The sequence below is a fragment of the Lacibacter luteus genome (assembly GCF_004118265.1).
GTDB classification, from domain to species: Bacteria; Bacteroidota; Bacteroidia; order Chitinophagales; family Chitinophagaceae; genus Lacibacter; species Lacibacter luteus.
In genome coordinates this window covers 277,251-290,263 of record NZ_SDHW01000006.1, presented here as the reverse complement: position 1 = coordinate 290,263, position 13,013 = coordinate 277,251, and the positions used below count along the sequence as shown (strand labels likewise).

The 13,013-nt window shown below is 41.5% G+C and carries 11 protein-coding genes and 1 tRNA gene; 4 read left to right on the top strand and 8 right to left on the bottom strand.

Annotated elements, in window-relative coordinates; translation table 11 throughout:
- Window positions 1-145: 145 nt before the first annotated feature.
- Both tig and ESA94_RS17935 read right to left on the bottom strand, forming a co-directional pair.
- Window positions 146-1,519: a trigger factor gene (tig, locus tag ESA94_RS17940; RefSeq protein ID WP_129132317.1), complete on the bottom strand. Its 1,374-nt coding sequence runs from the start codon at window positions 1,517-1,519 to the stop codon at window positions 146-148.
- A gap of 91 nt (window positions 1,520-1,610) precedes the next feature.
- Window positions 1,611-1,692: transfer RNA gene (locus ESA94_RS17935), tRNA-Leu, on the bottom strand.
- Window positions 1,693-1,844: 152 nt separating this feature from the next.
- Here ESA94_RS17935 and ESA94_RS17930 point away from each other — a divergent pair.
- The 4 genes from ESA94_RS17930 (at window position 1,845) to ESA94_RS17915 (ending at window position 7,255) form a co-directional block, all read left to right on the top strand.
- Window positions 1,845-4,091, top strand: coding sequence for a RelA/SpoT family protein (locus tag ESA94_RS17930; protein ID WP_240671088.1), 2,247 nt, complete (start codon window positions 1,845-1,847; stop codon window positions 4,089-4,091).
- Window positions 4,092-4,180: 89 nt separating this feature from the next.
- On the top strand, window positions 4,181-5,443 hold the full coding sequence (locus ESA94_RS17925; protein ID WP_129132316.1) for an adenylosuccinate synthase: 1,263 nt from the start codon (window positions 4,181-4,183) through the stop codon (window positions 5,441-5,443).
- Between the two features lie 88 nt (window positions 5,444-5,531).
- Window positions 5,532-5,957, top strand: a complete 426-nt coding sequence (locus ESA94_RS21620) for a hypothetical protein (RefSeq protein ID WP_205756009.1) — start codon at window positions 5,532-5,534, stop codon at window positions 5,955-5,957.
- Between the two features lie 8 nt (window positions 5,958-5,965).
- Window positions 5,966-7,255, top strand: a complete 1,290-nt coding sequence (locus ESA94_RS17915) for an anthranilate synthase component I family protein (RefSeq protein WP_129132315.1) — start codon at window positions 5,966-5,968, stop codon at window positions 7,253-7,255.
- Here ESA94_RS17915 and ESA94_RS17910 read toward each other — a convergent pair.
- The 6 genes from ESA94_RS17910 to ESA94_RS17885 all read right to left on the bottom strand — a co-directional run bounded on the left by ESA94_RS17910 (window position 7,252) and on the right by ESA94_RS17885 (window position 12,952).
- Window positions 7,252-8,337, bottom strand: a complete 1,086-nt coding sequence (locus ESA94_RS17910) for a lytic transglycosylase domain-containing protein (protein ID WP_205756008.1) — start codon at window positions 8,335-8,337, stop codon at window positions 7,252-7,254. The genes ESA94_RS17915 and ESA94_RS17910 overlap by 4 nt on opposite strands.
- A 10-nt stretch (window positions 8,338-8,347) precedes the next feature.
- Window positions 8,348-9,790, bottom strand: coding sequence for an Asp-tRNA(Asn)/Glu-tRNA(Gln) amidotransferase subunit GatA (gene gatA, locus ESA94_RS17905; protein WP_129132313.1), 1,443 nt, complete (start codon window positions 9,788-9,790; stop codon window positions 8,348-8,350).
- A 57-nt stretch (window positions 9,791-9,847) separates the two neighbouring features.
- Entirely contained in the window at window positions 9,848-10,057 is a 210-nt protein-coding gene (locus tag ESA94_RS17900; protein WP_129132312.1) for a Sec-independent protein translocase subunit TatA/TatB, read from the bottom strand.
- A gap of 414 nt (window positions 10,058-10,471) precedes the next feature.
- Window positions 10,472-10,825 (bottom strand): 50S ribosomal protein L19, encoded by a 354-nt coding sequence (rplS, locus tag ESA94_RS17895; protein ID WP_129132311.1) that lies wholly within the window; start codon window positions 10,823-10,825, stop codon window positions 10,472-10,474.
- 124 nt (window positions 10,826-10,949) lie between these two features.
- Entirely contained in the window at window positions 10,950-12,509 is a 1,560-nt protein-coding gene (gene rny, locus ESA94_RS17890) for a ribonuclease Y (protein WP_129132310.1), read from the bottom strand.
- Between the two features lie 140 nt (window positions 12,510-12,649).
- Window positions 12,650-12,952: a cell division protein ZapA gene (locus tag ESA94_RS17885; protein ID WP_240671087.1), complete on the bottom strand. Its 303-nt coding sequence runs from the start codon at window positions 12,950-12,952 to the stop codon at window positions 12,650-12,652.
- Window positions 12,953-13,013 lie beyond the last annotated feature (61 nt).

The window sequence follows — 13,013 nt, the reverse complement described above, 5'->3', positions numbered from 1 at the left end:
TTGGTAGTAGTTCGGTTATTATGACTGGGTTTATTGCAGATTGGCGATTTTAGATTTTGTAGGCTTGCTTAAACGAAAACCCCGCTGTTGTTTATTCAGCGGGGTTTATAATAAATCTGCAATCTAAAATCGCAAATCAAAAATCCTAATGGTGGTGATGTTGGTGTTCTTCATTCATCTTAATAAACTCTTCTGAGCTTATTTCTTTCTCATCTTTTTTCACCTGGCCTTCTGCCCATACAAACACTTTTTCTGTAACAAGACGACGGTAAGTTTGATCTACCTGTTGTTCATCTTTCAACAAACCATCAACGTACTGATCTAACCATTCGAGGTTACCATCGCCAAGGCTCATGCTGCCAAAGTAGCTTAACACCTGCTGGCGCATGCTTTCTTTCAATTCTTCCTGGGTTACATCCAGTTTATTTTCAGTGATGATTTTATCGGTGATCAAAGTCCAACGCAACTGATTGTTGAAAGTTGGAAATTCAGCTTCAACTTCATCAGTTGTTTTTGGCTTTTCGCCGGAAGTAGCCAGCCATTTTTTCAGGAAACCTTCAGGTAATTCCATTTTTGTATCATCCAGCATTACATGATACAGGTGGTGCTGGATCTGGTTGCTGCTTTGACGATCCCAGTATAACTGAATATCGGCTTCAATTGCAGCACGGAAATCTGCTTCGGTTGTAATGTCTTTGCCTGGTAATGCTTCTTTAAAGAACTCTTCGTTCAGCTCACGTTTTTCAATTAAACCAACTTTGGTAATTGTGAGTTTAAAGAATTTACCTTCTGCTTCAGCAGCATCTTTCAAACCTAAATCGCTAACTACCCAGTTGCGTTCTTTTTCTTCAAACGCATCAGCCAAAGTAATAACGATGGTATCATCTTTCTTTTTACCCTGCAACTGTGTACGGTAAGCAGATGTAAAATATTTAACCAGTAAAGAATTATCTTTTTTAATGCCGCCTTCAACAACTGTACCTTGTGCATCGCTTTCTTCAAACGTAAGGTTAAGTACATTGTCATCGCTGTTTACAGTTTCGGGCTCTGTCATTTTACCAAAACGATTCTGCAAACGCTCAATTTCGTCGTTCACCATTTCAGCTGTAGCCTTCACTTTATAGAAAGGAGCTTTTACTTTGGCGAGATCAATTTCAAAGCCGGGTTTTAAACCAATTTCAAAATCAAAGCTGTAATCAGCCGGTTGATCCATATTTGGTTTAAACTCTGTATTTGCAAGAGGAAGAGGCTGAGCAAAAATTTCCAGCTTTTCGTTTACGAGGTAATCGTTCAATCCTTTTTCAATGTTACGAATTACTTCTTCGTTAAAAATGCCGGGGCCGTACATTTTCTTTACCATACCTGCAGGCACCATACCCTTACGGAAACCGGGAATGTTCGCTTGCTTGCTGTAGGTTTTCAATGTTTTTTCAAACGCAGGAAAGTATTCTTCCTTTGTGATTTTTACAGTGAGTTTGTCGTTTAACAAACCAATGTTTTCTCTAGTTACTGTTGCCATAAAAACGTTGAATGTTTGAATGTTTAAAGTTTAAGGTTGGCGGTCGAACGTTGAAACATTTAACTTTCAACCTTAAACTGTAGTTGTTTTGTCCGGATGGAGGGACTCGAACCCCCACACCTCACGGCATCAGATCCTAAGTCTGACGTGTCTACCAATTTCACCACATCCGGAAGAGCGAAAAAACCAATATTCAAATTCGAAAATCCAGTACTATTGCATTAACCGGAACTTACGCCTTGTACCTTGGCTCTTTTTTTAATGGGTTGCAAAGGTAGGGGGTTTCAGTTATTCATACACTTTAGGAAACAGCTTTTTCATAAATTTGCCCTTACTGGAAACAATTACCAACATACCGGCTTACACCCTCACACCCGAACAGGAAAAGAAGGAAATCCTTCGCCACTACCGTAGTTTATTACGTTCGTTAAAAACGAAACTGAAAAAAGGCGATAAGGAATTGGTGCGTACTGCCTTTGAAATGGCAGCCGATGCACACAAAACAATGCGCCGTAAAAGCGGCGAACCTTATATTCTGCACCCGCTGGCAGTAGCACAGATTTGTGTGGAAGAAATTGGTCTTGGTGTGCGTTCAACCATTTGTGCACTTTTACACGATACAGTTGAGGATACTGATATTACATTGGAAGATGTAGCCCGTGAGTTTGGGAATGAAATTGCCCGTATTATCGATGGACTTACAAAAATCTCAACTGTTGTTGATGCCAACTCCACCCAGCAGGCCGAAAATTTCAAGAAGATATTATTAACGCTTACTGATGATCCCCGTGTGATCCTCATTAAACTGGCCGACCGTTTGCACAACATGCGTACGCTCGACAGCATGAAGCGTGAAAAACAATTGAAGATCTCCAGTGAAACGGTGTATGTGTATGCGCCGCTGGCGCATCGTCTTGGTTTATATAATATCAAGACGGAGATGGAAGATCTTTCCATGAAGTACCTGGAGCCGGACACCTACAAAGAAATTGCACGAAAGCTTGCCGAAACCAAACGGGAACGCAGCCGATATATTAATGAGTTCATCAAACCCATTAAAGAAAAATTAGACAGGGCAGGTTTTTCCAGCTACGATGTACATGGCCGTCCGAAATCGATCCATTCCATCTCCAATAAAATAAAAAAGAAAGGAGTAAGCTTCGAAGAAGTGTACGATCTTTTTGCGATCCGTATCATCATCGATTCTCCTCCCGAAAAAGAAAAAGAAGATTGCTGGAAAGCATACTCTATTGTTACAGATATGTACACACCCAGTCCCGAACGTTTGCGTGACTGGTTGAGTAATCCGAAAAGCAATGGTTATGAAGCATTGCACACAACAGTGATGGGGCCACAGGGCAAATGGGTGGAAGTGCAGATACGCACCAAGCGTATGAATGAAATTGCGGAGAAAGGTTTGGCAGCGCACTGGAAATACAAAGAGGGCACAGGCGATGAAGACCGTTTTGATAAATGGTTCCATAATATTCGTGAAGCGCTGAACACGCAAGACAGCAGCTCCATCGATTTTCTGCAGGACTTCAAGAGTTCGTTCCTTGCCGAAGAAATTTATGTGTACACGCCCAAGGGCGATGTAAAAATGTTGCCGGTTGGCGCAACTGCACTCGACTTTGCATTTAGTGTGCACAGCGATGTGGGCAGCCGTTGTATTGGTGCCAAAGTGAATCACAAACTGGTACCTATTGCGCATAAATTACGCAGTGGCGACCAGATAGAAATTATTACCAGCAGCAAACAAAAGCCGAGTGAAGACTGGTTGAATTTTGTTGTTACCGCCAAAGCCCGCAATAAGATCAAAGATGCACTTAAAGAGGAAAAGCGGAAGGTAGCAGACGAAGGAAAATATGTGCTGCAACGTAAGCTGGAGCAATTAGGCGCCAGTTACGATGTACAGAATGTTGATACACTTACTGTGTTTTACAAACAGCCATCGCATCTCGAACTGTTTTTTAAAATAGCCACAAAGGGCATTGATCTTAAGGAGCTGAAAGAACTGCATCTTGTTGGCGATAAATTTGAGCTGCCGAAACCGGTTAAGCCGGTAATGGAACCTAAGCCGGAGTACGATCCGAACAAACCATCGCATAAAGATTCGGAGCTGATCATTTTTGGTGAAAGCAGCGACAGAATTGTGTACACATTAGCGAACTGTTGTAAGCCTATACCCGGCGACGATGTGTTTGGCTTTGTATCTACAGGTAAAGGTTTAATCATTCACCGTACCAGCTGCCCCAATGCATCAAGATTGCTGGCCAACTTTGGCCACCGTGTGGTAAAAACCAAGTGGGCAAAGAATAAAGAAATCTCTTTCCTTACAGGTGTTAAGATTATTGGTGTAGATGATGTAGGGGTTGTAAGCAAAATCACCAATCTTATCAGTGGCGAAATGCGGCTCAACATCAGTGCTATTACCATTGAGGCTAAAGAAGGTGTGTTCCAGGGCAATATCAAAATATTTGTACACGATAAAGACGAGCTGGACGACCTTGTATCAAGACTTTATAAACTAACGGGCATTCAGAAAGTAGAGCGTTACGATACAGAGCAATAATTTTCTTTTCCCCACTCGTATTTTTTTGCGGCTTGCCCTTTGTATTCTCTTATTTTTGCGGCTTCAAAATAATCCACTCAAACTTTTTTATGGTTGATGTAATTCTCGGCCTCCAGTGGGGCGACGAAGGAAAAGGAAAAATCGTTGATTTTTTTGCTCCTAATTATGATGTGATTGCACGTTTCCAGGGCGGCCCCAATGCCGGACATACTTTGTATGTAAATGGTACCAAGGTTGTATTGCACCAGATACCCAGCGGTATTTTTCACAAAGGCATTGTAAACCTTATCGGTAACGGGGTTGTACTCGATCCGGTAACTTTAAAAAAGGAATGTGAGAAAGTAGCAGCAATGGGGGTAGATGTGCGTGAAAATTTATTTATTGCAGAACGTACAAATATTATCGTTCCTACACACCGTGCTTTAGATAAAGCTGCGGAACTCGCAAAAGGCGATGAAAAGATCGGCTCTACGTTAAAAGGCATTGGTCCTGCTTATATGGATAAAACAGGTCGTAATGCATTGCGTGTTGGCGATCTGCTCGATCCGGAATTTAATAAGCTCTACGAAAAGCTGAAGGCAAAGCATTTGCAGCTGCTCGGCAATTACAACTTTACAGAAGACATCAGCGAGTGGGAAAAAGAATTTTTCGAAGCCGTTGCGTTTTTGAAAACACTCAACATTGTAAACGGTGAATATTTCATCAACGAAAAAATTGATGAAGGCAAAAAAGTATTGGCAGAAGGTGCGCAGGGTAGCATGCTTGATGTTGATTTCGGTACATTCCCGTTTGTTACTTCTTCCAATACAATTTCTGCCGGTGTTAGTACGGGTTTAGGCGTTGCGCCAAACAAGATCCGTGAGATCATTGGTATTACAAAAGCCTATTGTACACGTGTGGGCAGCGGACCTTTTCCTACCGAATTGTTTGATGCTACCGGTGAAGAGTTGCGTAAAATCGGAAATGAGTTTGGTGCAACAACCGGTCGTCCACGCCGTTGCGGCTGGATTGATCTGGTAGCATTGAAATTTGCATGTATGGTAAACGGCATTACGCAGATTGTGATGACGAAAGCCGATGTACTGGATAGCTTCAGCGAACTGGAAGTATGTACAGCATACAATGTTAACGGAAAAGAAACCAAACAGATTCCTTTCGAAATAAGCAAAGTAAAAATTGAACCTGTTTACAAAGCATTCAGTGGATGGAGCAAACCAATTACGGAATGTAAAACATGGGCCGATTTTCCTGAGCAGATGAATGAATATTTAGCATTCATTAATAACTATCTTGGTGTAGAAGTGAAATATGTTTCAAATGGTCCGGGTCGTGATCAGATCATTACCGGCTGATAAGAAAAAAAGTGATTAAAAAAAACTGTAAAAAAGTTTGGCTAATTCAAAAACCCGTTGAAATTTTACAGCACAATCCAATAATAAAATGGCAAAGTCAATAAAGAAATCTGCGGACAAATCATCTCCAAAGGCGGAGAGCACTGGCAAGGCTGACAGCAAGCCAAAAAAGAATCATGAAGAAGATGAAGACGAAGATGATTTTGAATTAGAAGATGATGAGCCCGTTGCAAAAAAGGGCGCTAAAGCAACAGCATCAAAATCGAAAGCAAGTGATGATGATGATGATGACGATGATGCAGAAGAGGAAGATGATGACTGGAACAAATCGGAAGACGATGATTACGATCCCGATTTTGAAGAGTTTGATATGCCTAAATCAAAAGGCAAAAGCGGTGGTGCAGGAAAGAAGAAAGGTGAAGATGAGGACGACTTTAAAATGGACGAAGATTTTAAAGAGTTTGATATGATGGGTGGTGGCGATGATTTTGATGACGATGATGATGATTTTTAAATCTGCATGTGAAGCATAACTTCCGCACTTATTTAATAACAGATTTCTCTGTACTAAAACAACAAATGTTGAGCTGGTGTAACAACCGGTTCAACATTTGTTCTTTTTTAGATAACCATCATTACCGTTTGCCCGGCAACAGTTACGAATGCCTGGTTGGCTGTGGTGAAATTTCGGTGCTGCAGCTCAATGCAGGCACTGCATTGGAACAATTACAACAATGGTTACTGCAACACGAAGGCGAATGGCGTTTCGGGCATCTGGGTTACGATCTGAAAACGGAGATTGAAAGCTTACCATCCTTACACGAAAACAAAACAGGGTTTAGCGATCTGTGTTTTTTTGTACCGGAATATGTTTTTCAGTTATCGGAAACAGAATTAAAGATCGGTTCTGTTAACAACGATCAGGATTTGATTTTTCATGAAATCAAAGCAGAGCAACTGTCTTCAACGCAAACAAAACAACCCCTGCAAATAAAAGAACGCATCAGCAAAGAAGTGTATGTTGATACCATTGAAACCATTCGCAAACATATTTTGCGTGGCGATTGTTACGAGCTTAATTACTGCATGGAGTTTTTTGCAGAAAATGCAGTACTTGATCCCTTGCAATGTTATAAGGCACTGACAACTATTTCACCCAATCCTTTTTCTGCTTTTTATAAAGTAAGCAACAGCTATCTGCTTTGTGCAAGTCCTGAACGTTTTTTACGTAAGGAAGGAAGCAGACTTATATCACAACCAATTAAAGGAACCATTAAACGCAACAATGCCGATGCTGTTGCAGATGATCTGTTGAAACAGCAGTTGTACAAAAGCGCAAAAGACCGTAGTGAAAATGTAATGGTTGTGGATCTTGTGCGGAACGATCTCAGCCGTGTTTGCAAAGAAGGTACTGTACAGGTAGATGAGTTGTTTGGCATCTATTCGTTTCCGCAGCTGTATCAAATGATCTCAACTATCAGTGGACAAGTAAACGAAGCGCTCAGCTTCACCGATATTCTCCGTGCAACATTCCCCATGGGCAGCATGACTGGTGCACCCAAGCGAAAAGTAATGCAGCTGATTGAACTGTACGAACAAACACGTCGTGGATTATTTTCCGGTGCAGTTGGATATATTGCTCCCACGGGTGATTTTGATTTTAATGTAGTGATCAGGAGTATTTTTTATAATGCAGTAACAAACTATCTTTCTTATATAGTGGGCAGCGGTATTACGTTTTACAGCAATGCAGAACAGGAGTATGATGAATGTTTGCTGAAGGCAGATGCGATAAGGAAGGTGTTAAGTTAGCCCTTCTTCTTAGGCACAGGCTTTTTCTTCACTTCCGGCAATTCAGAAATTTTCGGATAAATATCTTTCATACCGTCTTCGCCGTAAAAGCGCATGAGCAGCTGCACACTTTCACTGAGTATGGTATAACGGGTGGCATTAAAGACCTGCATCTTTTCTTTCGGTAAACGAAGACTGAAGGTATTGTTGCCGGCTAATACCGCATCAAAATTGGGATTCAGCTGATTGAAGTATAACAGATCAACCATCAGGTTTTTTGCCATCACCACCGAACTGAACTTACCTGCAATTACCTGCACTTCAATATTCGGATCGGTTTTCTCAGGTGCAAATTCAGCAACCTGTGGTTGCTTGCCATCATTTACAACAGTAGTAACACCTCCCTTACCTTCCATGATGTAATGCGTGGCAATAAATTTCTTTACATGGTTACGGCTTTCTTCGGGCAAATGATATTGCAGTTTCCAGAAATCACGACTACCGCTTTTTTTAATGGCGCTGTACACTCTTCCCGGTCCGCCGTTGTAAGCTGCAATTACCAATAACCAATCATTAAGATCATTATAAAGCGTAGTAAGATATTTTGCTGCGGCATGGGTGCTGCGGAAATAATCTGTTCGTTCATCAATCCATCCGTTTACCTGCAATCCATATTCTTTTGCGGTGTAGGGCATAAACTGCCAGGGGCCACGTGCACCAACCCAGCTTGTTGCATTTGTATTCAATCCACTTTCAATAACCGCTAAATATTTTAATTCGTGTGGTAAACCGTATTGTGTAAGTACATTATCAATAAGCGTGAAATAGGGGATGCCCCAGCTCTTCATCTTCTGCAGGTTTTTACCGTACCTGTCGAGATAGTCCTGTATAAAGCCCCATGCCTGTGGATGGATCTGAGCATCGTAAGCTGTAGTGCCATTAAAATCTTTATTTACAAACAACGACTTGAATCCGTATTTCTCTATATTACCTTGTTTAGATTCAATACTTGTATCAACTGCAGTTCCATTAGGAATGGTAGTCTGTGCAAATGAACAGAACGCAAGAAGAATAAATGAAAGTGTAATGATTGATTTCTGCATTGGTAACAACTTACCCTGCTTTGTACGTTTGCATAAACGTATGAGCAAGGCGGAGCAAAGATACTTCATCGAAGTGCTTTGTCATCATCTGTAAACCAAAAGGTAATCCATTGCTGTGCTGGAAAAGCGGAATGGATAAACCCGGAATGCCTACAAGGTTGGCAAAAACCGTATAAATATCAGCAAGATACATTTCAACAGGGTTGCTGTTCTTTTCACCAATTTTAAAAGCGGTAGAAGGAGAAACAGGCATCAACAAAACATCTACTTCACTGAAAACCAGTTTAGTTTGTTCATATAGCTTACGGCGTACCTGTTGTGCCTTTGTATAATACGCATCATAATAGCCGGCACTCAGTACAAAAGTGCCCAGCATAATACGACGTTGCACTTCTTTACCAAATCCTTCGGAACGGTTGGCCGAGTAAAATTCTGTTAATTCTTCTTTTACCGGTGTTGCCTGGTAACCATAACGCACACCGTCAAAACGGGAAAGGTTACTGCTTGCCTCTGCAGTAGTAAGCACATAATAGGTCGGGACGATATAGTCAATAAGGTCAAACTCAAGTTCCTTTACTTCATAACCATCCTGTTTCAGCTGTTCAATAAAAGCAAAATGCGATGAACGGATCTCTTCATCCAAACCTTCGTGTTGCAGAGTTTGTTTGAAATAGCCGATTACAGGTTTGTTTGATGAACTAAGCAATTCCTCAGAATAGGAGGGAACGGGCAATGTAGAAACGGTAGCATCATAATCATCTGCTCCTGCAATAACAGCAAGCACCAACGCTGCATCTTCAACATTGTTTGCAAGAATACCGATCTGATCGAAGCTGGAACCGTAAGCAATCAACCCATGACGGCTAACTCTGCCATAGGTTGGTTTAACACCAACAATATTGCAGAAGTCTGCAGGTTGGCGAACAGAGCCACCTGTGTCGCTTCCTAAGCTCACCATGCAAAGATGTGCCTGTACAGCTACAGCCGATCCGCCAGACGAGCCGCCTGGTACCCTGCTTTCATCAATCTTATTACGAACGGGACCAAAGGCTGAGTTTTCGTTACTGCTGCCCATTGCAAATTCATCACAATTATTAATGCCGATAATGATGGCATCCTCGGCTAATAATTTTTGAACGGCAGTAGAGTTGTAAATAGAATGAAAGCCTTTGAGAATATTCGATGAAGCAGAAAGTGGATGCTGTTCCCAGGCAATAACATCCTTCACGGTTAAAACAACACCATGCAGTTTACCTGTTGCCGATCCTGCTTTTCTTTTTGCATCAAGTAACTCAGCTTGTTGCTTTGCCTCCTGAGGAAACACAGCCACCAATGCATTCAACTGTTGCTGTTGTTCTATTTGTTGCAGGTAGAATTCAACAGCCTCTTTACAGGATGTTGATCCTGCAAAAAGTTGTTGCTGGTATGCTTTTATGGATGCGAAAGGATACAAAAGGGAAGTCGCTTCAAAAAAGTTGAAGTGAAAAAATCAAATAAAAACAGGTAATGATTACTGTTTGTTCTGAGGAGTTTCAGTTGAACTTTCCTCGATTTCTTTGCGTACAGTATTCTTAGCGTCGTTAAACTCACGGATACCTTTACCCAATCCTTTCATCAGTTCAGGAATTTTGCGGCCTCCGAAAAGGAGCAAAATAATAATGGCAATAATGATGATTTCCTGAGTGCCGAGAACGCCAAGTAATATGGGTTGAAAATTCATGATCAAAAATTTAAAGGAACACAAAGTTACAGTTATTTATAACTCCTGCTTTGAAACAATTTGATAAAAAAACCTTCCGGAGGGAAGGTTTCAAAATTTTTATAAGAAAGACAAATTAGCGAATATAATTTCTGCCACATTTGCCTGCTTTGCCATTGGCTGCCTGATACGGAGAAATACCCCTGTTACATGACGTTAAAAAGAAAGCTACAACTGCAAGAGCTACTAATACCTTTTTCATGACCGGAACAACTGATTTAGTTAATAAATAGAGTTACGATTCTTTCAAAAGGTATGGGATCAAGAGGGGAGCTTAACGCTCAGGTCTGTAAATATAACGCAAAACCGGGGTATATTCATATAAAAGGGGGAAAGATTTCTTTCCCCCTTTTAGTATTGTGATAATCTTTTGGATTATTTCATGCGCTTTTCCTTAATACGTGCGCTCTTACCGCTTCTTTCACGGAGGTAGAAGAGTTTAGCACGGCTTACTTTACCAACTTTATTAAGTTCAATAGACTCAACGTTAGGAGAGTTTACAGGGAAAGTACGTTCAACACCAACACCATCAGAGATCTTACGAACTGTAAATGATGCAGTTGCACCCTGACCCTGACGCTTGATTACATCGCCACGGAACCCCTGGATACGCTCTTTACCACCCTCAACGATTTTATAGTTAACAGTAACATTATCACCAGCTTTAAAGTTGGGATGTTGTTTTCCTGCAGTTAATTGCTCATGTACAAATGCAACAGCGGCGTTCATAACTCTTAATTTTTAGGACGGCAAAGGTAGGGGGTTTTTACAGTAATTGGTAATTTGTTTGCAGGAATTTGGAAAAAAAGTTGAATCATTCTTCCCAATCCCTAATTACCGATTACTTTCAACCCTATCTCGCCACGTTTACAGCTCTTTTTTCTCTAATTACGGTTACTTTGATCTGACCCGGATACACCATTTCGGTTTGGATCTTCTGTGCCATTTCAAAGCTGAGTTTATCCGATTCTGCATCGGTAACCTTTTCAGCTTCTACAATTACACGTAATTCACGACCCGCCTGAATAGCATATGCTTTTTCAACACCGGGATAACCCATAGCAAGGCTTTCCAGATCTTTGATTCGCTGCAGGTATTGCTGCATAATTTCACGACGGGCACCTGGTCTTGCACCGCTAATGGCATCGCAAGCCTGTACAATTGGTGAAATAACATACTGCATTTCCATTTCATCGTGGTGAGCGCCGATGGCGTTCACTACAGCAGGGTTTTCACCATATTTCTCAGCCAGTTTCGCACCAAGTAATGCGTGGCTCAGTTCTGTTTCTTCATCGGGCACTTTACCAATATCGTGTAAAAGACCGGCACGTTTTGCCAGTTTTGGATTCAGTCCAAGCTCTGAAGCCATGATTGCGCAAAGGTTCGCTGTTTCACGGCTATGCATTAACAGGTTCTGACCATAAGAAGAACGGAAACGCATACGACCAACCATCCTGATCAGCTCTTTATGCATACCATGAATACCGAGCTCGATTACAGTACGCTCACCAATCTCCATCACTTGTTCTTCCAGTTGTTTACGGGTTTTTTCCACCACTTCCTCAATGCGGGCAGGGTGAATACGGCCATCGGCCACCAAACGTTGTAAACTCAAACGGGCTACTTCACGACGAAGCGGGTCGAATGATGAAAGAAGAATCGCTTCCGGCGTATCATCAACAATAAGGTCAACACCTGTAGCTGCTTCAATAGCACGGATATTACGGCCTTCACGACCAATAATCTGACCTTTTATTTCATCGCTTTCAAGGTTGAAAACGGTTACTGTATTTTCAATTGTTTGTTCAGCCGCAGTACGTTGAATGGTTTGGATAACGATCTTACGGGCTTCCTTACCTGCTTTCTGCTTGGCATCTTCAATAATTTCCTGTTGCAATACCAATGCACGGGTTTGTGCTTCCTGTTTCAGGCTTTCAACCAGCTGGTTTTTTGCTTCTTCAGCGCTCAGACCGGCAATTTTCTCCAATCGGCGGATGTGCTCTTCCTGGTGTTTCTCCAGTTCGGTACGTTTCAGGTTAACCACTTCGATCTGGCGATTGAGGTTTTCTTTGATCGCCTCGTTTTCTTTGATTTGTTTGTCGAGATTGCTTTCTTTTTGGTTGATCGATTGTTCCTTCTGGCGGGCACGATTCTCACTTTCGCTGATCTTGCGGTTACGTTCCATTACATCACGATCGTGGTCGGCCTTTAGTTGAACAAACTTTTCTTTAGCCTCGAGTTCTTTTTCTTTCCGGATGGTTTCTGCCCTGATGCCGGCTTCTTTGATCATCGATTGTGCCTGTGCTTCAGCTTCCTCTACCTGTTTTTGTGTGTTTTTAGCAAAGATGAATTTTCCGGCTACCACTCCTATTACGAGTGCTACAATTCCAATTATAACATAAATGAGTTCCATTGTTGTTGTGGGGTTTGTTTTCTTTCTGCAAATCGTTCCATTCTATGGCTTTATACATATACATAGCGGGACAATAGTGGCGAAAATACAGAAAAAAAGCAAGCACACAGATGTAATACATCACGAGTGGGGAATATGGCTTACGATTGCAGCAGTTGATCTATTTGGACTTCGAGTTTTTTTAAAGCCTCTTCGGTAGCAGTGTCGTTGTTAGCAGATAAACTGTTTCCGGATGTGGCTGTAACTTCTGTAGCATACCAAATAAGTACCATCGCTACATAGTCCTGCATGTCTTTTCCGGCAAAGCTGGTTTTGTATTCAACGATTTTTTCATTGATGGTTTTCACCGTTCGCCGTACATGCTCTTCGTGTTCGCTGCTTACTTTGATACGGTAACTACGATCGCCAATAACAATATTTATAGGAATTAATGATTCCATCATACCAAAATATGACTAAGTTTTTATATATTCGAAACTCGTAAAAAAGTTCCCTTATCTCTTT

Excerpts from the sequence above, each read along its gene's own strand:
- ESA94_RS17885 (WP_240671087.1), bottom strand. The coding sequence starts at position 12,952 with ATGATGGAATCATTAATTCCTATAAATATTGTTATTGGCGATCGTAGT.
- ESA94_RS17900 (WP_129132312.1), bottom strand. The coding sequence starts at position 10,057 with ATGAATTTTCAACCCATATTACTTGGCGTTCTCGGCACTCAGGAAATC.
- rny (WP_129132310.1), bottom strand. The coding sequence starts at position 12,509 with ATGGAACTCATTTATGTTATAATTGGAATTGTAGCACTCGTAATAGGA.
- rplS (WP_129132311.1), bottom strand. The coding sequence starts at position 10,825 with ATGAACGCCGCTGTTGCATTTGTACATGAGCAATTAACTGCAGGAAAA.
- ESA94_RS17910 (WP_205756008.1), bottom strand. The coding sequence starts at position 8,337 with ATGCAGAAATCAATCATTACACTTTCATTTATTCTTCTTGCGTTCTGT.
- ESA94_RS17925 (WP_129132316.1), top strand. The coding sequence starts at position 4,181 with ATGGTTGATGTAATTCTCGGCCTCCAGTGGGGCGACGAAGGAAAAGGA.
- ESA94_RS21620 (WP_205756009.1), top strand. The coding sequence starts at position 5,532 with ATGGCAAAGTCAATAAAGAAATCTGCGGACAAATCATCTCCAAAGGCG.
- tig (WP_129132317.1), bottom strand. The coding sequence starts at position 1,519 with ATGGCAACAGTAACTAGAGAAAACATTGGTTTGTTAAACGACAAACTC.